Source organism: Brevibacterium sp. UCMA 11754 (assembly GCF_021532275.1).
Lineage (GTDB): Bacteria > Actinomycetota > Actinomycetes > Actinomycetales > Brevibacteriaceae > Brevibacterium.
The window spans coordinates 65826-87419 of the sequence record NZ_JACBOT010000024.1 but is presented as its reverse complement, the minus strand read 5'-3'; the positions used below and the strand labels follow the sequence as shown (position 1 = coordinate 87419).

Here is a 21594-nt window from a genome sequence, read left to right as displayed (position 1 = left end):
ACCAGCACAAACACAGTTTAGGTTGGTTGGTTATTGGACAGGGTGTGACAACAAAAATTGAAACTGACACCCCCGGTGTACGCCTCCATTAATTGATGGTGTGTGGTGACGGGTGAGTGTGTGTGGTTTGAGAATCCAATAGCGTATTTGTTTGAACAGATAGTGATGCCAGAAACATTGTTTTTCTGGTAAGACAATCACATGTTCACACACATGTTCCTACCCCCTCGCCGGGGTGGTGACGCCAGCGTGTGTGGACATGAAATTTTTAAGTTGACCGCGGTCACCCCGTGACCGTTGGTTGGCTGTCTTGCTGGGATTCATTCGTAACATAATTTTTTATGGAGAGTTTGATCCTGGCTCAGGACGAACGCTGGCTGCGTGCTTAACACATGCAAGTCGAACGCTGAAGCCCGCAGCTTGCTGTGGGTGGATGAGTGGCGAACGGGTGAGTAACACGTGAGTAACCTGCCCCCGACTTCGGGATAAGCCCGGGAAACTGGGTCTAATACCGGATATGACAACCGAAGGCATCTTTGGTTGTGGAAAGTTTTTTCGGTTGGGGATGGGCTCGCGGCCTATCAGTTTGTTGGTGAGGTAATGGCTCACCAAGACGACGACGGGTAGCCGGCCTGAGAGGGCGACCGGCCACACTGGGACTGAGACACGGCCCAGACTCCTACGGGAGGCAGCAGTGGGGAATATTGCACAATGGGGGAAACCCTGATGCAGCGACGCAGCGTGCGGGATGACGGCCTTCGGGTTGTAAACCGCTTTCAGCAGGGAAGAAGCCTTTATCGGTGACGGTACCTGCAGAAGAAGTACCGGCTAACTACGTGCCAGCAGCCGCGGTAATACGTAGGGTACAAGCGTTGTCCGGAATTATTGGGCGTAAAGAGCTCGTAGGTGGTTGGTCACGTCTGCTGTGGAAACGCAACGCTTAACGTTGCGCGTGCAGTGGGTACGGGCTGACTAGAGTGCAGTAGGGGAGTCTGGAATTCCTGGTGTAGCGGTGAAATGCGCAGATATCAGGAGGAACACCGGTGGCGAAGGCGGGACTCTGGGCTGTAACTGACACTGAGGAGCGAAAGCATGGGGAGCGAACAGGATTAGATACCCTGGTAGTCCATGCCGTAAACGTTGGGCACTAGGTGTGGGGGACATTCCACGTTCTCCGCGCCGTAGCTAACGCATTAAGTGCCCCGCCTGGGGAGTACGGTCGCAAGGCTAAAACTCAAAGGAATTGACGGGGGCCCGCACAAGCGGCGGAGCATGCGGATTAATTCGATGCAACGCGAAGAACCTTACCAAGGCTTGACATACACCAGACCGGGCTGGAAACAGTCTTTCCCCTTTGGGGCTGGTGTACAGGTGGTGCATGGTTGTCGTCAGCTCGTGTCGTGAGATGTTGGGTTAAGTCCCGCAACGAGCGCAACCCTCGTTCTATGTTGCCAGCACGTGATGGTGGGAACTCATAGGAGACTGCCGGGGTCAACTCGGAGGAAGGTGGGGATGACGTCAAATCATCATGCCCTTTATGTCTTGGGCTTCACGCATGCTACAATGGCTGGTACAGAGAGATGCGAGACCGCGAGGTTTTAGCGAATCCCTTAAAGCCAGTCTCAGTTCGGATCGTAGTCTGCAATTCGACTACGTGAAGTCGGAGTCGCTAGTAATCGCAGATCAGCAACGCTGCGGTGAATACGTTCCCGGGCCTTGTACACACCGCCCGTCAAGTCACGAAAGTCGGTAACACCCGAAGCCGGTGGCCCAACCCTTGTGGAGGGGGCCGTCTAAGGTGGGACTGGCAATTGGGACTAAGTCGTAACAAGGTAGCCGTACCGGAAGGTGCGGCTGGATCACCTCCTTTCTAAGGAGCACACATCAGAACCCCAACAGCAGACACCGATTGTGTGTCTGGTTGGGTAGCTCAAGGGTGGAACATCCCTATCTTCGCTCATCCAGCCAGCGGCGTTGAGGCACATGCCTTGTCGACGAGGGTGATCGGTGGGCTAGAACATTTACGTTATTGGGTCCTGGAATCACAGGCCCCACACACAGCACAGTCCTTTGTGGCTGCGGTGGTGTGTGGTGTGGTGGTTTCAATCAACGGACCGACCCAGACCATACGTGCGCTGCTATGCAGGGTGGGTGTGGGTGGTGTTTGGTAGTGGTTTGAGAATCGTATAGTGGACGCGAGCATCAACAACACAACTTTGTTGTGTTGTTATGTAATGTGATTTTTCTTGTGAAATCCGAAAGTGTTTTTTTCGCGCACACAATCATCAACCAACATGGTTGGTTGGTATGAGTGTGTAAGAGCGCATGGTGGATGCCTTGGCATCAGGAGCCGATGAAGGACGTGGAAATCTGCGATAAGCCTCGGGGAGCCGATAAACGGGCTGTGATCCGAGGGTGTCCGAATGGGGAAACCCCGCCACATGAGAGTGTGGTGACCCGCATCTGAATATATAGGATGTGTGGAGGGAACGCGGGGAAGTGAAACATCTCAGTACCCGTAGGAAGAGAAAATAAAATATGATTCCGGGAGTAGTGGCGAGCGAAACTGGAAGAGCCTAAACCGTGTCAGTGTCAAGCGTGCTGGTATTGCTGACTCGGTGTTGTGGGGTATGCGTGTCTCATCCAGCATGGTGGGGACGTTGATGTGTGTTGCGTGTAGTCGAAGCTGGTGGGAAACAGTACCGCAGTGGGTGAGAGTCCCGTAGACGAAACATGTGACCCCGACGTTATGCATACACCCGAGTAGCACGGTACTCGTGGAATGTCGTGTGAATCTGCCAGGACCACCTGGTAAGGCTAAATACTTCCTGATGACCGATAGCGGATAGTACCGTGAGGGAATGGTGAAAAGTACCCCGGGAGGGGAGTGAAATAGTACCTGAAACCATGTGCTTACAATCCGTCAGAGCCTCCTTTGTTGGGGTGATGGCGTGCCTTTTGAAGAATGAGCCTGCGAGTTAGCGGTGCGTGGCGAGGTTAACCCGAGAGGGGTAGTCGTAGCGAAAGCGAGTCCGAATAGGGCGTCCCAGTCGCGTGTCCTAGACCCGAAGCGGAGTGATCTAGCCATGGGCAGGGTGAAGCGTGTGTAAGAGCGCGTGGAGGCCCGCACCCACTTCAGTTGAAAATGGAGGGGATGACCTGTGGTTAGGGGTGAAAGGCCAATCAAACTCTGTGATAGCTGGTTCTCCCCGAAATGCATTTAGGTGCAGCGTTGCGTGGTTCTTGCCGGAGGTAGAGCTACTGGATGGCTGATGGGCCCCACCGGGTTACTGACGTCAACTAAACTCCGAATGCCGGTAAGGTTCAGCGTGGCAGTGAGACAGTGGGGGATAAGCTTCATTGTCGAGAGGGAAACAGCCCAGACCATCAACTAAGGCCCCTAAGCGTGTGCTAAGTGGGAAAGGATGTTCAGTTGCGAAGACAACCAGGAGGTTGGCTTAGAAGCAGCCATCCTTGAAAGAGTGCGTAATAGCTCACTGGTCAAGTGATTGAGCGCCGATAATGTAGCGGGGCTAAGTACACCGCCGAAGTTGTGGCAGCATCCCTTTATAGCCGTAATGGTGGGGTGTTGGGTAGGGGAGCGTCGTGCTGGCAGTGAAGTCGCCGTGTGAACGAGTGGTGGAGCCGGTACGAGTGAGAATGCAGGCATGAGTAGCGAAAGACGGGTGAGAAACCCGTCCACCGGATGACCAAGGGTTCCAGGGCTAGGCTAATCCGCCCTGGGTAAGTCGGGACCTAAGGCGAGGCCGACAGGCGTAGTCGATGGACAACCAGTTGATATTCTGGTACCGACGCTCAACCGTCAATACCAAAACACATGATACTAACTTTCTGGCTCGTCCTTTGCGTCTTCGGATGTGATGTTGGCGAGTTGGTAAGGACCTGAGTGTGGAGTCGGTAAGCGCGAGGTGTGACGCAGGAAGGTAGCCAGGCCACGCGATGGTAGTCGTGGTCTAAGGTCGTAGCACGTGGGGGTAGGTAAATCCGTCCCCACACGTAGTGTGAGAGCTGATGGGCGCCCCATTTTGGTGGGGTGATCTGGTGATCCTATGCTGCCGAGAAAAGCATCGGCGTGAGGTTGTGTGTTGCCCGTACCCTATAACCGACACAGGTGGTCAGGTAGAGAATACTAAGGTGATCGAGAGAATCGTGGTTAAGGAACTCGGCAAAATGCCCCCGTAACTTCGGGAGAAGGGGGACCATCCTGGTGAAGCCAACGTGCTTGGTGATGTGCTGGTGGTGGTCGCAGAGGCCAGAGAGAAGCGACTGTTTATTAAAAACACAGGTCCGTGCGAAGATGTAAGTCGATGTATACGGACTGACGCCTGCCCGGTGCTGGAAGGTTAAGAGGACTCGTTAACCCTTTAGGGGTGAAGCGGAGAATTTAAGCCCCAGTAAACGGCGGTGGTAACTATAACCATCCTAAGGTAGCGAAATTCCTTGTCGGGTAAGTTCCGACCTGCACGAATGGCGTAACGACTTCTCTGCTGTCTCAACCACGAACTCGGCGAAATTGCATTACGAGTAAAGATGCTCGTTACGCGCAGCAGGACGGAAAGACCCCGAGACCTTCACTATAGTTTGGTATTGGGATTCGGTGTGGTTTGTGTAGGATAGGTGGGAGACTGTGAGACTATCACGCTAGTGGTGGTGGAGTCGTCAAGTGAAATACCACTCTGACTATACTGGATTTCTTAACTTCGGACCCTGATCGGGTTCAGGGACAGTGCCTGATGGGTAGTTTAACTGGGGCGGTTGCCTCCTAAAGAGTAACGGAGGCGCCCAAAGGTTCCCTCAGCCTGGTTGGCAATCAGGTGTCGAGTGTAAGTGCACAAGGGAGCTTGACTGTGAGACGGACGTGTCGAGCAGGAGCGAAAGCTGGGACTAGTGACCCGGCCATGGCTTGTGGAAGCGTGGTCGCTCAACGGATAAAAGGTACCTCGGGGATAACAGGCTGATCTTGCCCAAGAGTCCATATCGACGGCATGGTTTGGCACCTCGATGTCGGCTCGTCGCATCCTGGGGCTGTAGTCGGTCCCAAGGGTTGGGCTGTTCGCCCATTAAAGCGGTACGCGAGCTGGGTTTAGAACGTCGTGAGACAGTTCGGTCCCTATCCGCTGCGTGCGTAGGAAATTTGTGGAGGCCTGTCCTTAGTACGAGAGGACCGGGACGGACGAACCTCTGGTGTGCCAGTTGTACCGCCAGGTGCATGGCTGGTTGGCTACGTTCGGGAAGGATAACCGCTGAAAGCATCTAAGCGGGAAGCCTGCTTCGAGATGAGATTTCCAACCCCATTTGTTGGGGGTGAGGTGTCCTATAGATTATGGGTTTGATAGGCCGGGTATGGAAGCACTGTGAGGTGTGGAGTTGACTGGTACTAATACGCCGATCACTCATACAACCATTTTGTTGGTTGGTGTGTGGGAGTAACGTTTACGGGTTTTATAAGGCTTAACGGGTCATGTTGCATGATGGTGTTCGCGTTCGCTGTACGGTTCTTGGACTGCTACTACACTCTTTGAGCATTTGGTTGCTTGGGGTGGTGGTGGTTCGTGTGGTTTTGCGGTGGTGATAGTGGTGGGGAAACGCCCGGTTAACCGTTCCGATCCCGGTAGCTAAGCCCATTCGCGCTGATGGTACTGCAACTTGGTGGTTGTGGGAGAGTAAGTGACTGCCGCAATATTCTTTAAAATGGGGAGGCCATCCTGTCGTTGACGGGGTGGCCTTCTTGTGTGTGGTGAGGGGTCATTCCATGTTTGGTGGGGTGGCCCCTTTCTCGTATTCATGGCCTTGTGTGTTTTCATGTGCGTGGGGTTGTGTTGGGGTTGTCTCGTGTGTTGCGGGATGGCCCCCGTTTTTCATATTCACGTTGAGGTGGCGCAGATCGTCATTGCATCGGGTGAGTGGATGGTGCGCAGCCCATCGAGCAACAATGCAGAACCTTTCCGACCGTGATCGCACCCACATCGTCACTGGTTGGGTAGTGTGGTGGTGACTTAACATAGGAAGGTACCGCTCATGCTCAACCGTCTGCACGATGCCCTCAGACTCCGGACGAATCCGGCGATATTCTTTTCATCAGCCGCGGTCATTGTCCTGTTCGTACTTGCTACCATCTTCTTCACCGACGCTCTTGACACTGGGGTCTCTGCAGCTTCGGACTGGTTGCTGACGAACCTCGGTTGGTTCTACATCCTCGGTGTCACCGTCTTCTTGGTCTTTCTCATCTACATTGCCGCATCGCGGTACGGCCGGGCCAAGCTCGGTCCGGACAATGAAGAGCCGGAGCACTCGAACGGTGCCTGGTTCGCCATGTTGTTCGCTGCTGGCATCGGTTCGATCCTCATGTTCTGGGGAGTAGCAGAACCAGTCAGCCACTTCGGTGATCCGCCGCGAGCCTCACTTGGCATCGAACCTGGCACCGTTGAAGCGGCGACGGACGCTATGAACTTCACCTACTACCACTTCACCCTGCATACCTGGACGATCTTCACTCTCCCGGCTCTGTGCTTCGCCTACTTCATCCACAAGAGAAACCTTCCGCCGCGTGTGAGCTCCATCTTCCAACCGATTCTTGGTGAGAAGATCCACGGTCCCATCGGTAAGTTCATCGACGTCGTCGCCATTATCGGCACGGTATTCGGCATTGCGGTATCTATCGGTCTCGGCACTCTGCAGATCAACGGTGGTCTGGCACAGATCATCGGAATTCCAGAGAATGCCCTCTGGCAGCTGATCATCATCGGTGTCGTCTGCGGCCTGGCAACCATCTCCGTGTCATTGGGCCTGGACAAGGGCATCAAAGTTCTGTCGAACATCAACATCGTCATGGCGGTGCTGCTGCTGATCTTCATCATCGTTCTGGGGCCGACTCTGTTCATGGCCCGCGGCATCTTCGAGTCATTGGGCACCTACGTTCAGACTCTTCCAGAGCTGGCACTGTGGAACGATACGTTCGCCGATACCGGCTGGCAGAATACGTGGACGGTCTTCTACTGGGCGTGGACGATCACCTGGTCGCCCTTCGTCGGCATCTTCATCGCCCGAATCTCCCGTGGTCGCACGATCCGACAGTTCGTCATCGGAGTCCTCGCCGTTCCCTCGGCCTTCTCCATCCTCTGGTTCGGAGTCTTCGGCTACGCATCCTTCGACATCGAGTTCAACAAGGGTGGTGGCCTCGTCGATCGGGTTGTCGGAGAGGGAGACATCCCAGGAGCCCTCTTCGCCTTCCTTGATCACTATCCGCTCGCGGGGCCAGTATCGGTGATTGCGATCATCCTTGTGATCATCTTCTTCGTCACCTCGGTGGACTCTGCTGCGCTGGTGGTGGACACCATGAACAACGGTCACGAAGACTTCAATCCGTTGGGCCAGCGCATATTCTGGGCGGTCTCCGTTGCAGTCGTCACCGCAGCCCTGCTCGTCTTCTCCGGTTCGGGCGGACTCGAGGCACTGCAGTCGACGATCATTCTCGTCGGGCTGCCCTTCTTCGTCATCGCGTACTTCCAGATCTACGCCCTCATGCGTGCACTGCGCGAAGATGCAGGTGAACTGCCACGAGTGCGAATGCGCAAATGGAAAAAGGTTCTCCCACCCGAGGAAGTCGAGCGCAGAGCCGACGATGATGACGTCTTCGGTCACGAGTACGACGATGAGGAAGAGGTCGTCACCGCGCCTGAAGCGGTTGAGCCGGCGCCGGAGTTCCGTGACCCCTACATCACCGATGAGGGTAAGCAGAAAGGGCGTCATGGCACTCTCGCCAGCAGGACCGGCAGTGCCAAGAAGCAACCGCAGGCTCCGACGTCATCCGAGTGATGTGGTGATTCCCACCTAGGACAGGCGAATTGACTGGCCATACCCGCATGTCGGGTATGGCCAGTCCTATATCAGTTCATCGCCTTGAGTTTCGCGGCCGGTGGCCGACTGTCCTGTGCCAGCAGGGCAGTCGGTCGGCTATTTCCTCATTGTTGAAATGGTCCCGGATCCGACGGAGCACACGTATTCCTGCCCATCTTTGATCGCACTGATTTCGACCTGGGTGACTGCCGATCGCGACGTGGCGGCTTGGACGGAAGCTCGCGCGATGAGCTTCTCGCCTGCGGCTGGTCTCAGATAGGTCAGGTTGACCCCGGCCGTGAGCACTGCCGGGCCGAGCTTCTGCCCACCGGCAAAGGTCAGGGCATTGTCGGCCAGATAGCATTGGACGCCGCCATGGACGTAGCCATGCTGCTGAAGATGGTGCTGCGTCAGTTCAAGTTCGAGGGTGACACCCTCGTCGTCGTATTGGGACAGCTTCGTGCCCATCATTGTGCTGAACGGCTGAGATGCCAGAACGGACTGTGCATCCTCGAGTGAAGGGCTGGTCATCATCGACTCCGATTCATCTGTGGCTCATGTGAGGTCTTCGTCAGGTTACTATGCGGCAGTTGCCGGGACTGCACATAGTCGAAGGCACAGAAGCGGCCAGTGGTTTATCAGCCGTGAGCCGTGAGATGTGAAGAGGAGGGCCCCGCTTATCAGCGGAGCCCTTCTCGATGGTCCTATCACCTTGCGTCAGAATACAGCTCAGTGTTGACCGATCAGTGTCAGGTGACGGTGATCAGGATCCTGATTTGATCATTTCGGCGCACTTCTCACCCATCATCATCACCGTGATGTTGGGGTTGACCGTCGTGATCTCTGGCATTGCGGAGGCATCGACGACGCGCAGTCGATTGACGCCCTTGACCCGCAGCTGGGGATCCAATGGCGACGACTGGTCATCGGCTGCACCCATCCGCGCCGTGCCCACCGGGTGGTAGACGGTGTTGTGGGTGCGGGTGATGTAGTCCTCGATCTGCTCATCGGTCTGGACATCCTTGCCGGGGAAGAGCTCCTCACCGGCCCACTCGGACATGGCGTCCTGAGCCACGATGGCACGGGCCTTGCGGATGCCTGCGATCATGACACGCATATCGTGGCCCTCAGTGTCGGTGAAGTACCGAGGATCGACGTAGGGCTTGTCCCGGAAATCACGCGAACGCAGACGCACGGTTCCACGTGAGCGGGCATGCGTGACGTTGGGTGTCAGACAGAAGGTGTTCTCCGACGTCGGGTAGCCCTGACGCAGTGTATGCATATCGAACGGCACAGAACCGTAGTGCATCATCAGGTCGGGGCGGTCCAAGCCCTCTTCGGTGGGGGTGAAGATTCCGGCCTCCCACCACTGGGTGGAGTCGTCGACCATCGGCTTCTTCGCATCCCAGGCGATGACACCTTCGGGGTGGTCCTGCAGGTGTTCGCCGACACCCGGCGAATCCACGCGAACATCGACACCCACCTCGGCGAGGTGATCCTTGGGACCGATGCCCGAGAGCATCAGCAGCTGCGGGGTGTTGATCGCACCGGAGGAGACGATGACCTCGCGCTTGGCCTCAATGCGCTTGGTGTGGCCGAAGGCGTTGTTGACGACGTGGACGCCGGTGCAGTTCTCCTGATCATCGAACTCGAGGACCTTGGCCTGAGTGTCGGTGAGGATCGTGAGGTTCTCACGGTCGAGGATCGGGTGCAGGTAGGACACCGAGGAGGACGAACGAGTGCCGTCGGCCTTCCGGTTGACCTGGAAGAAGTTGGCACCGTTGATGACGGTTTCGCCTTCGTTGAACTGAACGCGGGGGATGCCCTCCTGCTCACAGGCATCGAGCAGGGCAACACCGCATGGGTCGTTCGGCGGCACATTCATCAGGTGCACGGGACCGTCGTGACCGTGGTGGTCACCGGGAAGCTCGTTGCTCTCCAGCTTCTTGTACAGGCCGAAGGTGTTCTTCGATCCCCACCCGGTGGCACCGAACTTGGTCTCCCAGTCGTCGAGGTCCTCACGCGGTGCCCAGAAAGCGATGCACGAGTTGTGAGAGGAGCATCCGCCGAGGACCTTCGCCCTGGCATGCCTCATATGAGAGTTGCCGTGCTCCTGCTTCTCGATGGGGTAGTCCCAGTCGAAGCCTGACTCGAGCAGTTCCATCCACCGGTTGAGGCTGAGAATGACGTCTTCGCCGACATCGGTCGGGCCCGCTTCCAGCAGTCCTACGCTGACCTCGGGATCCTCGCTGAGGCGCGCGGCCACGGCAGCGCCCGCGGAGCCTCCGCCGACGACGACATAGTCAAAGCTATGAGTAGTTTCCACGTTCTGACTCTCCTTATTTGCTGTGGTCGGGGAACCAGCCGGTCACGGCGGGCTCGAGGTTCTGGTAGATGTGCTTGGCTTCCTGGTATTCGGCCAGACCGGTCGGTCCCAGTTCGCGACCGGAGCCTGACTGCTTGTATCCGCCCCACTCGGCCTGGGGCAGGTAGGGGTGGAAGTCGTTGATCCAGATGGTTCCGTGGCGCAGACGCTGGGCGACCAGCTGAGTCTTGCCCGCATCCTGGCTCCAGACGGCACCGGCGAGACCGTAGTAGGTGTCGTTGGCGATCTCAACGGCCTCGTCGACCGTGGAGAAGGTCTCGACGGTGACGACAGGGCCGAATGCTTCGTCGGAGACGACAGACATTCCACGTTCGACCTGGTCGAGGATGGTGGGCAGGTAATAGTAGCCCTTCTCCAGTTCGCCCTCGCCCCATGTGCCGCCGCAGCGCACGCGGGCGCCTTCGGCGACGCCCTTGTCGACATAGGCGGTGACCTTGTCGCGGTGGGCTGCGGAGATGAGCGGTCCGGTTTCGGCACTATCATCGAAGGGCCCGCCGAGGCGGATCTGCTGAGCACGCTCGACGAGGCGGTCGACGAACTTCTCGGCGATCGATTCTTCGACGATGAGTCGGGCACCGGCGGAGCAGACCTGACCGGAGTGGACGAAGGCGGCGTTGAGCGCATTGTCGACAGCGGCTTCGAAGTCAGCATCGGCGAAGACGACGTTCGGGTTCTTGCCGCCGAGCTCGAGGGCGATCTTCTTCACGGTCGCTGCCGCGTTGGCCGCCAGCAGGCGTCCCGTGACCAGGCCACCGGTGAAGGAGACCATGTCGATGTCTTCATGGGTCGACAGGGGTGCACCGGCATCTGCACCGGCGCCGAGGATCAGGTTGCCGACTCCAGCTGGCAGTCCCAGCTCTTCGAGCACCTGCATCGTCAGGATCGCGGTGTGCGGGGTGAGCTCGGCAGGTTTGAGGATGAAGGTGTTTCCGGCTGCCAGGCACGGTGCGATCTTCCATGCGGCCTGCAGCAGCGGGTAGTTCCACGGTGTGATGAGGGAGCAGACGCCGACAGGTTCGTGGACGATGCGGCTGGCGACAGTGTCGGTGCCGGCGTCGACGACACGTCCGGCGTCGTTGGCGGCCAGTTTGCCGAAGTAGTCGAAGCAGTTGGCGATGTCGTCCATGTCGATCTCGGACTCGACGTAGCGCTTGCCGGTGTCGAGTGACTCGGCGCGAGCGAAGTCGGCCTTGCGCTCACGCAGGACCGACGCGAACTTGAGGAGAAGATCGCCCCGTTCGCTGGCGGGCACGCTCGACCAGACCCCCGAATCATAGGCCCGACGGGCGGCAGCGATTGCCAGCTCGGTGTCGGCTGGGCTGGCTTCGTCCACCTCGGCGACGAAACTGCCGTCGGCCGGATTGTGGATCTCTCTGATCCCGCCGTTCTGGGCCGAAACCCACTGTCCATCGATGAAAAGCGTGTTGGGCACGATGTCTCCTATTTCTTGATGGTGAATGTCGTTGAGAATGAGTCTGTCTGGTCCACCCATGTCGAAGTGCGAGTCAATGCTGTGTGCATATCCCCTCTTTCCGCTGGTGGTGACGCTTCCGAGAGCCACGATATGCGAACAAGGGCATCCGATGCTCAATCGAATGAACAGGGTCACAGATTGCCGACGATGCTGTGCGCACATACGGCCTTGCATGGTCTCGGATGAAGTCTTCCGTGTCTGCACGAGGTCCGGAACAGTCGATGCTGTGCGCAACCTCGTGCTTCGATCTGTGCACTGAGTCTGCGGTGACAATGAGCACAATTGTCGGGACATCGATGGGGTATTTGAAACGCCGGGCAATACCGCGACGGCGCCTAATCTGCGTTCCAGTATTAGCGTGTGATATCAGAAAAGGGTCAATTGCTGATGTAGTTTGCCGTGACGGTAATGCGGTTGAAGCGGGGATATGAGAGGAGCGGACCAGCATGCTCGAATTTTCCACACCAGGTTTCATGAATCCCCTACTGACCGCGATGAGATGACCGTGTGTCCCCGCAGGCCGTTGCCGAGGGCACGGTTCGCCATGATTCTAACAGAGCACTTAGAGGCGATCTTGATTTGATGTTATGACCTGATGCCTAATAGGGGACTGGTCCGCCTAATCATGCGCCGCCGGTTCGTCCAGCGAATCGAGGTGGCCGGAGACTGCGGATCGTGCGGCCTGGACCTGACCGGTGGCTGCGAAAGAGAACTTACCGTGACCACCGCGTCACTCCGCCGACAATGAATACGTGTTCCCACGCACAGGACTTACCCGTTTCGAGTGGACTAGAATGGTGCGGAATCATTGAAAAGACTTTATAGGGAGAATCGTGGCCCCAGGGGATTCGCGAGACAGCCAGCAGAACCGCCGCTCGGACGGCGGGCGCCGCTCAGATCGCGACAGCAATCACAATCGTCGACAGGACTCCCACCAGTCCCGGGACGAGCGCGGGTCACGTAACTCCGATCGTCGCGACGACCGCCGAGGCGGCTACCAGGGTAATCGTTCTAACGACGGTGAGCGTCGTGGTGGTTACCAAGGTAGCCGTTCTAACGATGGTGAGCGTCGCGGTGGTTACCAGGGCAACCGTTCCAGCGATGGTGAGCGTCGTGGCGGCTATCAGGGCAACCGTTCTAACGACGGCGACCGTCGTGGCGGTTACCAAGGTAATCGCTCCAACGATGGTGAGCGTCGCGGTGGTTACCAAGGTAACCGTTCCAGCGATGGTGAGCGTCGTGGCGGCTATCAGGGCAACCGTTCTAACGACGGCGACCGTCGCAGCTTCGGTGGCGACCGTCGCGATGATCGTCGTGGTGGTTACCAGGGCAACCGTTCTAACGAAGGTGAGCGCCGCAGCTTCGGCAGCGACCGTCGCGATGATCGCCGCGGAGGCTACCAGGGCAACCGGAGCAACGATGGAGAACGTCGTGGCGGTTACCAGGGCAACCGCTCCAGCGACGGTGAACGTCGCGGCGGCTATCAGGGAAACCGGTCTAACGATGGTGAACGCCGAGGCTTCGGCGGAGACCGTCGCAATGACGGTGAACGGCGTGGTGGTTACCAGGGCAACCGCCGCGATGACCGCGGAGGAAGTCGACGTCGCGACGGCGGCGGAGACCGCGGAGGCTTCGGGCGTAACAATAACGACCGCAGAGCTGTGCGCTCTACCGAGACCGGCGAATACGCACGCGAACAGCGCGCGCGCCGTCCGCGCATCCAAGAGCCGCCGATTCCCGATGAGGTCACCGGCAAGGAGCTCGACAAAGAGCTGCTGGGACAGCTGCGTACTCTCGACAAGGAGAACGCAGCAGCAGTTGCCAAGCACCTCGTCTCCGCCGGAGGGTTCCTGGATGTCGATCCGGAACGCGCCTACGAGCATGCGAAGGCCGCCATGGCCCGCGCGGGTCGCGTCGGCCTGGTCCGAGAAGCACTCGGCATTGCCGCCTATCACGTGGAGAAGTACGACGAGGCAGTTCGCGAACTGCGCACGCACCGACGAATCTCCGGCTCGAACGACAACATTGCGCTCATCGCAGATGCAGAACGCGGTCGTGACAAGCCTCAGAAGGCCATCGAACTGTTGGAATCGTCCGGTGAGCTCGAACTCGACAACGATGCTCGCACCGAACTCGTCATCGTCGCCGCCGGAGCGAAATCGGACCTCGGCGACCTCAAGGGCGCACGGGCTCTGATCGAAGCCGAGGACTTCACCCAGAAGCCAAGCGGTGCACTGGTGCGACTGATGGCCGCGTATTCCGAAGTGCTGCGCCTGCACGGGGAAACCGAGATGGCCGACAAGTACGAAGAGCTCTCGCGTCGCACTGCCAAGGCCACGGGAACTCTCTTCGGGGACGAAGAGCCAGACCCCAACCTCGGCGTGGAAATCGAGACCGTCGAAGAGATCGAAGATGATGAGCCTGCCTCGCTCGACGATGCTCCTGCTGAGGCTGAGGCTGAGTACGGCTCGGCACACGATGCCGATGCTGTTGGGATGGCTGGCGTTGACAACAGGGACGCTGCAGAACTCGAAGATGCTGAGTTCGACAATGCCGAGACCGAGGTTCCGACCGCGGCTGGTTCAGACGCCGATGATGTCGATTTCGACGACGCAGACGCCCAGGACGCTGACAATGCAGAGTTCGACGAGGACGCTGGCGACGCCGAGGCTGACAGGGCCACCACGGCCAGCCTGGTTGCAGACAATGCCATCACAGACGCCGTTGCTGACGCGGCTGGAGACGATCACGTTCCGGCGAAGTCGAAGACGCATGTCTCGGAGAAGGAACTGAAGAAGGTCAAGGTCTCCGAAGAGGAGATCGAAGCTGAACTCGACGAACTGCTCGAGGACGCCGAAGACGCTCACGCGGAACCCGAAGAATCGGGCACGAGCCTCAAGCCTGCCGACAACGCGAGCTCAAAGGAGACGAACGTGTCGTATCGGCTGAACGGTCATCAGTGACGCCAGCCGCCAACGCAGCAGCATCGGTCGATCGACGGGCGCCTGAGGAATCGGGCGCACCGATCGACTGTGTGCTGTTCGACCTCGACGGCGTCGTCTACCACGGTCCGGAGCCGATCTCCGGAGCTGCGGAAGGCATCAACTTCCTCCACGAGCAGTCCATCCCCGTCAACTATGTGACGAACAACGCCACTCGCACCGCCGAGGTGGTCGCCGAGCACATCTCCACGCTGGGAATCAGTACGACACCGGCCGAGGTGACCACCTCGGCGCAGGTGCTGGCCGGACGGCTTGCCGAGAGATTCGGAACCGGGGCGCTCATCTACCTGGTGGGCACGACCGGCTTGGCCGCGGCGCTGGAGTCCGAGGGGCTGACACTCACGCACAATCTGGATGAGGGCCCCGTCGCCATCGCTCAGGGCCTCGACCCGGGCATCACGTACGAGTCGATCGTGCGCGCCTGTGAAGCGATCACATCAGGCATCGAGTGGTGGGCGACGAATCCCGACTATTCGATGGTCGGTCCCAGGAGCCGGGTCCCAGGCAATGGGGCATTCATCGACATGCTCTCCAAGCTCACCGGTGCTGAGCCCACCGTCGTGGGCAAACCCTCCCCGCACATGATGGAGTTCGCGGCACGCAGGATCGGAGCCAAACGACCTCTCATGGTCGGCGATCGCCTCGACACGGATATCGAGGGCGGCAACTCAGCAGGGTTCGAAACCGCTCTCGTCCTCACCGGCGTCCACGACATTCATGACGCCCTCCGAGCCAGTCCCGGTCTGCGTCCCACCTATATCCTGCCCAGCCTGCGCGGCCTGCCGAAGCTCATCGACGCCGAGGATACGCATGGATCCGCCGACGGAGAGCATGGATCCGCGGGCGCTCGGATCGTCGATGGTGAACTGCACCTGGACGATTCTGCCCATGTTGGGGCCGCCATCGTCGAGGACGCTCTCCGACTAGCATGGGAGGCGATGGACCGCGGCGAGGACGTGGCTCCAGGGAATCTGCCACGGAGGATCCATGACTGAACCGATGCACGAACCACAGCAGAACGACGAACCACCGCAGGCCGAAGCGCCTGGCCAACCGGCATCGTCGAGCCGACCCACCCCGGCACCCACCCCGGCCTCTGCCAACGGCGATGTGCCGGTTGAAAACTGGCGCCGTGACCTTGAGCAGATCGACCAAGCACCAAGCGCCGAACGACACGAACTCCTGTCTGCACTGCTGGATGACCTCGACTCCAAGGTGAGTTCATTGTGAGCCGACTCGACCGCGAACTGGTCGAACGGGAACTGATCGCCACACGGTCCCGAGCGGCACGGGAGATCGCCGCCGGACGGGTCAGCATCAACGGCCGAGCAGCCGCGAAGCCCTCGCAGGATGTGAGCGACGCCGACGAGCTCACAATCACAGAACCCGACCCCTGGGTGGCACGAAGCGCACACAAACTCCTCGGCGCACTGGACTCCTTCTCCATCACCGACTTCGCAGGCAGAACCGCGCTCGACGCCGGCGCCTCCACCGGCGGATTCACCCAAGTCCTCCTGCACCGGGGAGCGAAGGAGGTCTGGGCCGTCGACGTCGGACACGACCAGTTCGACGCGGGACTTCGCCAGGACCCAAGAGTCCGTGTCCGGGAGGGCCTCAACCTGCGTGAGTTGGAGAGTTCCGACGTGCCGCGAGTCGATGTGGTCGTCGCCGACGTGTCATTCATCTCACTGCGCCTGCTGTTGGCTCCGCTGCTGGCAGCCACACAGTCCACCGGCGAACTTCTCCTCATGGTCAAACCCCAGTTCGAACTCGCCCGCGGTGCACTCGACAAGCACGGCGTCGTCTCCACCGTGAGCAAGCGACGGCGGGCCCTTGACTCCGTCCTCGCCGGCATCGCCGAACACGAGGCCCGCGTGGTCGACGTCGCGGGCTCCGTGCTTCCCGGTCCCAGTGGAAACCGGGAGTACTTCCTGCGTGTTCGACCAGGGAAAACACGAACCGAGTCCGATAGGCTCAACGAGGCGGACATCGCAACCCACCTGGACCAGATCATGAGAGGAGAGCCGTGAGCCGACACATCATGGTGCTGCTGCATCCCCAGCGCGAGGAATCAGCAGTGGCAGCAGTGAGCGTGTGGAAGGCGCTCCTCGACGACGGAATCACCCCAGTCGTCCTCGACGAAGAGGTCCTCGACTTCGCCGAACGCAGTTCCCACGCAGACGTGCAGCAGGAGCTCCTCAGCCGCTGCGAGGTCATCGACCCGGCCCAGCTGGCGACCTGGAAGACCAGATGCGAACTCGTCATCGTCCTCGGCGGTGACGGCACGATCCTGCGAGCAGCCGAACGCTTCCACGGTTCCGGGGTCCCGCTCATGGGCGTCAACCTCGGACATGTGGGATTCCTCGCCGAAAGCGAAAGAGAAGATCTCGCCGAGGCGGTCCATCGGGCCTCCCAGCGTGACTACCTCGTTGAGGAGCGCCTCGCCCTGGACGTGACCGTGTGGCACGAGGGGGAGGCGATCTTCAACGCCTGGGCCCTCAATGAGGCCACCATCGAGAAGACGTCGAAGGCCCGCATGATCGACGTCGTCCTCGGCGTCGACGCCCGACCGGTGTCCTCATTCGGCTGCGACGGAGTCATCCTGGCCACACCGACCGGATCGACCGCGTATGCCTTCTCCGCCGGCGGCCCCATCGTCTGGCCCGAGGTGGAAGCTCTGCTGCTCATCCCGATCTCAGCCCACGCCCTGTTCACCGAACCGCTCGTCGTCAACCCCGACTCCCGCCTCGGCGTGGAGATCTCGCCGCGCAATCCCGACTTCTCCGCCGTCCTGTGGTGCGACGGACGGAGAGCTCTGGAACTGCCGGCCGGGGCGCGGATCGAAGCCAAACGTTCACAGTCACCGATCAAGCTGGCCCGACTTCACAAGGGTCCCTTCACCGATCGATTGGTGGCGAAGTTCCGACTGCCCGTCTCCGGTTGGCGGGGACCGATCGAGGAGGCGTAGATGATTTCCGAACTCAGAATCTCCCACCTCGGCGTGATCGCCGAAGCAGAGGTCGAACTCTCCACCGGCTTCACCGTCGTGACCGGTGAGACCGGTGCCGGTAAGACGATGTTCGTCTCAGCACTGAGCCTGCTCATGGGCCGCAAGGTCGGTGCAGGTGTGGTGCGCAAAGGTGCGGAGAAGGCCGAGGTCGAAGGCATCTTCTCCGCCGTCACCGACTCCGTGCGCTCCCGCATCGAAGAGGCCGGAGGCAGCGCCGAGGATGAAGCCATCATCTCCCGCACCGTGGCACAGAAGGGTCGCGCCCGCGCCACCGCCGGTGGACGCACCGTCCCCATCTCCGTCCTGACCGAAATCTCCGATGAACTCATCACCCTCCACGGACAGTCCGAACAGCTGCGACTCAAAGGCCCCGCCCAACAGCGGCAGCTGCTCGACGCAGCCGGAGGCCCCGAGCTCGAGGCCGTGGCCGGCAGATACCGTGCAGCATTTGAGAACTGGCGCGAAACCGAGGCCCGGGTCGCCCGAATCAAGGACAGCACCGCGGCCAGACGGGAGAGGATCCTGTGGCTCGGCGGCTGCCTGGAAGCCATCGACAAGGTCCGCCCGGTCCCAGGCGAAGATGAAGCCCTGACCGCGCAGGCCGCGAAGCTCGGAGCCGCGGCCGAGATCACACAGGCCGTCGGCAGTGCCCACGACCTCCTCCTCGGCAGCGAACTCGACGATGCCGGCGCCGCCGTCGACCACGTGCACCAGGCCATCAGCGCGCTGACCGACGTGGAATCCGCGGACCCGGAACTGGCTCGAATCAAAGCCGCCCTCAATGACGCGGTCCTGCGCCTCTCCGACTCCGCCGCAGAGCTCAGCTCCTACCTCACCGGATTCGACGAACTGGGGGAGACCTCACTTGAAGAGACCGAAGCTCGCAGGGCCGAACTCGGATCACTGGCCGCCTACGGGCAGAACGTGGCCGAGGTGCTGGAATTCGAGACACGCTCAGCTCAGGAACTGGCCGAGCTCGAAGCCGATGACCGCGACCTCGGACAGCTCGACGCCGAACTCGACGAAGCACGCAGCGCAATGGAAGCAGCCGGCAGCGCGCTGACAGAGATCAGAACCGCCACGGCAGCATCCTTCTCCCGAGCCGTGAGCGCAGAGCTCGCAGCCCTGTCGATGCCGAAGGCCCAGGTGACGTTCGAACTCACCGAACGGGAACCGACAGCACACGGCTGCGACGATGTCCGCCTCACCTTCGCCCCACACGATTCCTCGGCCGGTGATGACATCGGCAAGGTCGCCAGCGGCGGTGAGCTCTCACGCGTGATGCTCGCCATCGAAGTCGTCCGTGCGGCAGGGGAGGCCATCCCCACCTACGTCTTCGACGAAGTTGACGCCGGTGTCGGAGGAAAGGCCGCCATCGAGATCGGCCGACGCCTCGCCAAGCTTGCTGAGAATGCACAGGTCATCGTCGTCACTCACCTGCCCCAGGTCGCAGCCTGGGCTGACACCCACGTCACCATCGTCAAGGACGACGACGCCGAGACCGTGAAATCCGGCGTCAGAGAACTCAGCGAAGACGAACGGGTCATCGAACTCTCACGGATGCTCGCCGGAATGGAGGACTCCTCCTCGGCGAAGGCCCATGCAGCCGAACTCCTCGACTCAGCACGGCAGGTCAAGACCGGCCAGACGGCGCTGACATGAGAGAATGGGCGGACCATGAAAGTGCGTAGAACCCGGGAGAAGCCCACAGTCCCAACCAGGTCCGGCCCGGCTCCTGCCAGACTCGATCGGCGGACGAAAGACCTCACCAAGCGTTTGAGTGCAGGCGATATCGCGGTCATCAAACACGCCGACATCGACCGGATCTCTGCCGAGGCACTCGTTGCCTGCAGACCCGCAGCAGTCATCAATGCGGACAAGTCGATCTCCGGTCGCTACCCCAACCTGGGACCGGGAATCATCGTCGACGCAGGAATCCCGCTCATCGACGCCACCGGCCCGGAGATCTTCGATTTGGTTGAGGAGAACTCCCAGATCAGCATCGCCGATGACACGGTGCTCCTCGACGAGAAGGAGATCGCCACCGGCATAGTCCAGACCTCGGAGACGATTGCGGAGGACATGCACGCAGCCGAGGCCGGAATGAACTCCGTGCTCGTGGATTTCGTCGACAACACGATCGAATACATCCGCAAGGACTCCGACCTGCTCTCGGCCGAACTCGTCGTCCCCGAGGTAGCCACGAAGTTCGACGGCAGACACGCCCTCATCGTCGTCCGCGGCTACCACTACAAAGAGGACCTCGCGATCCTCGCCTCCTACATTCGGGAGTATCGTCCGCTTCTCGTGGGCGTGGACGGTGGAGCCGACGCCATCATCGAAGCCGGGTACAAACCCGACATGATCGTCGGCGATATGGACTCCGTGTCCGACACTGCGCTGACGTCCGGGGCCGAGATCGTCGTCCATGCCTACCGGGACGGAAACGCACCCGGAACCGAGCGCGTCCATTCCCTGGGCGTCGACTGCGTCGCCTTCGCCGCCTCGGGCACCAGTGAGGACATCGCCATGCTGCTGGCCGACGACAAGGGCGCAAGCCTGATCGTGGCCGTGGGCACACATGACACCGTGATGGAATTCCTCGACAAGGGTCGAAAAGGCATGGCCTCGACATTCATCACGCGCCTGCGCGTGGGCTCGAAGCTCATCGACGCCAAGGGCGTATCGCTGCTGTACCGACAGCGGATCTCCAACCTGCAGCTGAGCATCCTGATCATCGCGGGCCTCGTCGCACTCGGTGTGGCACTGTTCGCAACAGCTGCCGGCCAGACGCTCATCGGGCTCGTCGGAGCTCAACTCGACGGGGTCTTCGGTTGGATCGGCTCCCTGTTCGGCGGCGACCCCGCTGCATCCTCAGAATCTTCCAGCATCATTCAAGGACTGACCAGTGATTGATTTTCGTTACCACCTTGTCTCTCTCGTCTCGGTCTTCCTGGCCCTGGCGGTGGGAATCGTCCTGGGCGCTGGACCGCTGAAGGAGCCGATCGGTGAGTCCCTGCAGAGCCAGGTCGACTCACTGCGCGCAGACCGTGACGATCTGCGCGCGAAGATCGATGCAGCCAACGGCAACATCGACAAGCAGAACGACTTCGTGACCTCTGCCGCCCCCGAGCTCATCGGGGACACGCTCAAGGGTGAAGACGTCAGCATCATCGGCGCACCGAATGCCGACCCCGAGCAGGTCGAAGAGGTCACCAACCGAATCAAGGAAGCCGGCGGAAAGATCGGCGGAGACGTCTCCTTCGTGGACAACACCTTGTCGCTGAAGGACTCCAAAGACTTCCTCAAAACCTTAAGAGATTCGGTGCCGAGCCTGCCGAAGGACGATTCGACGGCGCTTCGCTCCGCCCTCGTCATCGCTCTCACCGGCAAGGCCACAATGCTTGAACGCGGTCAGGACCGGGACGCTGCGGAGAAGAAGTCCTCCGGAATCTTCGACGCCTTCGTCGACGCGGGACGTCTGCGCACCGACACCGACCACAAGCCGACCTCACTCTTCGTCGTCATCGATGATGAGAATTCGAAGCTCGCCGATGAGACCGAGCCCAGCCCCGAAGCGACCAATGACAAGGCGAACCGCACCCTCATCACCGATTTCATCAATTCGCTGACCTCTGACTCGAAGTCCGTGGTCGTGGCCGGAGACGCGGGCTCGGCCCAGAACGGGCTCGTGTCCATCCTCAGGACCGAGAAGTCGCGGGCCAGCACCGTCGACGGACTCGGCCTGGGAGCCGGGGCCGTCATCACCGTCCGCGCCCTTGCCGCAGGCGAAGCCGGAACCCACGGCCACTACGGCTTCTCCGATGATGCCGAAGAGATCATGCCGGGAAAGGGAAAGGACTGA

At 60.0% G+C, this 21594-nt stretch carries 13 protein-coding genes and 3 rRNA genes; 12 read left to right on the top strand and 4 right to left on the bottom strand.

Annotated features, from left to right (window positions below; genetic code table 11):
• Positions 1 to 338: 338 nt before the first annotated feature.
• The 4 genes from HX613_RS12440 to HX613_RS12425 all read left to right on the top strand — a co-directional run bounded on the left by HX613_RS12440 (position 339) and on the right by HX613_RS12425 (position 7836).
• Positions 339 to 1870, top strand: a 16S ribosomal RNA gene (locus HX613_RS12440).
• Positions 1871 to 2305: 435 nt separating this feature from the next.
• Positions 2306 to 5422 (top strand): 23S ribosomal RNA (locus HX613_RS12435).
• Between the two features lie 160 nt (positions 5423 to 5582).
• Positions 5583 to 5701: ribosomal RNA gene (gene rrf / locus HX613_RS12430) — 5S ribosomal RNA — on the top strand.
• The 16S, 23S and 5S rRNA genes sit together here, the layout of an rRNA operon.
• 338 nt (positions 5702 to 6039) lie before the next feature.
• Positions 6040 to 7836 (top strand): BCCT family transporter, encoded by a 1797-nt coding sequence (locus tag HX613_RS12425; protein ID WP_235345622.1) that lies wholly within the window; start codon positions 6040 to 6042, stop codon positions 7834 to 7836.
• A 138-nt stretch (positions 7837 to 7974) separates the two neighbouring features.
• On the opposite strand, the gene HX613_RS12420 is transcribed toward HX613_RS12425, so the two are convergent.
• The 4 genes from HX613_RS12420 to HX613_RS12405 all read right to left on the bottom strand — a co-directional run bounded on the left by HX613_RS12420 (position 7975) and on the right by HX613_RS12405 (position 13441).
• Complete coding sequence (locus HX613_RS12420; RefSeq protein ID WP_235345621.1) at positions 7975 to 8391, bottom strand: PaaI family thioesterase; 417 nt, start codon at positions 8389 to 8391, stop codon at positions 7975 to 7977.
• Positions 8392 to 8620: 229 nt separating this feature from the next.
• On the bottom strand, positions 8621 to 10183 hold the full coding sequence (locus HX613_RS12415; RefSeq protein ID WP_235345620.1) for a GMC family oxidoreductase: 1563 nt from the start codon (positions 10181 to 10183) through the stop codon (positions 8621 to 8623).
• 13 nt (positions 10184 to 10196) lie between these two features.
• A complete protein-coding gene (locus HX613_RS12410; RefSeq protein ID WP_235345619.1) occupies positions 10197 to 11675 on the bottom strand; it encodes an aldehyde dehydrogenase family protein in 1479 nt (492 codons plus the stop codon).
• 998 nt (positions 11676 to 12673) lie between these two features.
• Positions 12674 to 13441 carry a hypothetical protein gene (locus tag HX613_RS12405; protein WP_235345618.1) on the bottom strand — a complete coding sequence of 256 codons (768 nt, stop codon included), beginning with the start codon at positions 13439 to 13441 and terminating at the stop codon, positions 12674 to 12676.
• Between HX613_RS12405 and HX613_RS12400 the strand changes: the two genes are divergently transcribed.
• From HX613_RS12400 to HX613_RS12365, 8 genes are read left to right on the top strand one after another with little or no spacing between them, the layout of a single operon-like run.
• Positions 13379 to 14680: a hypothetical protein gene (locus tag HX613_RS12400; RefSeq protein WP_235345617.1), complete on the top strand. Its 1302-nt coding sequence runs from the start codon at positions 13379 to 13381 to the stop codon at positions 14678 to 14680. The two genes, HX613_RS12405 and HX613_RS12400, sit on opposite strands and share 63 nt — an antisense overlap.
• Positions 14677 to 15714 carry an HAD-IIA family hydrolase gene (locus tag HX613_RS12395; protein ID WP_235345616.1) on the top strand — a complete coding sequence of 346 codons (1038 nt, stop codon included), beginning with the start codon at positions 14677 to 14679 and terminating at the stop codon, positions 15712 to 15714. Before HX613_RS12400 ends, HX613_RS12395 begins: the two co-directional genes overlap by 4 nt.
• On the top strand, positions 15707 to 15949 hold the full coding sequence (locus HX613_RS12390; RefSeq protein ID WP_235345615.1) for a hypothetical protein: 243 nt from the start codon (positions 15707 to 15709) through the stop codon (positions 15947 to 15949). Before HX613_RS12395 ends, HX613_RS12390 begins: the two co-directional genes overlap by 8 nt.
• Positions 15946 to 16749 carry a TlyA family RNA methyltransferase gene (locus HX613_RS12385; protein ID WP_235345614.1) on the top strand — a complete coding sequence of 268 codons (804 nt, stop codon included), beginning with the start codon at positions 15946 to 15948 and terminating at the stop codon, positions 16747 to 16749. Before HX613_RS12390 ends, HX613_RS12385 begins: the two co-directional genes overlap by 4 nt.
• The gene (locus HX613_RS12380) at positions 16746 to 17687 is read left to right on the top strand and encodes an NAD kinase (RefSeq protein ID WP_235345613.1); all 942 of its coding nucleotides are present in this window, start codon (positions 16746 to 16748) and stop codon (positions 17685 to 17687) included. The genes HX613_RS12385 and HX613_RS12380 overlap by 4 nt, the downstream gene beginning before the upstream one ends.
• Complete coding sequence (recN, locus tag HX613_RS12375; protein ID WP_235345612.1) at positions 17688 to 19391, top strand: DNA repair protein RecN; 1704 nt, start codon at positions 17688 to 17690, stop codon at positions 19389 to 19391.
• A gap of 15 nt (positions 19392 to 19406) precedes the next feature.
• Positions 19407 to 20645 carry a putative cytokinetic ring protein SteA gene (steA, locus tag HX613_RS12370; protein WP_235345611.1) on the top strand — a complete coding sequence of 413 codons (1239 nt, stop codon included), beginning with the start codon at positions 19407 to 19409 and terminating at the stop codon, positions 20643 to 20645.
• Positions 20638 to 21594 (top strand): copper transporter, encoded by a 957-nt coding sequence (locus HX613_RS12365; RefSeq protein ID WP_235345610.1) that lies wholly within the window; start codon positions 20638 to 20640, stop codon positions 21592 to 21594. The genes steA and HX613_RS12365 overlap by 8 nt, the downstream gene beginning before the upstream one ends.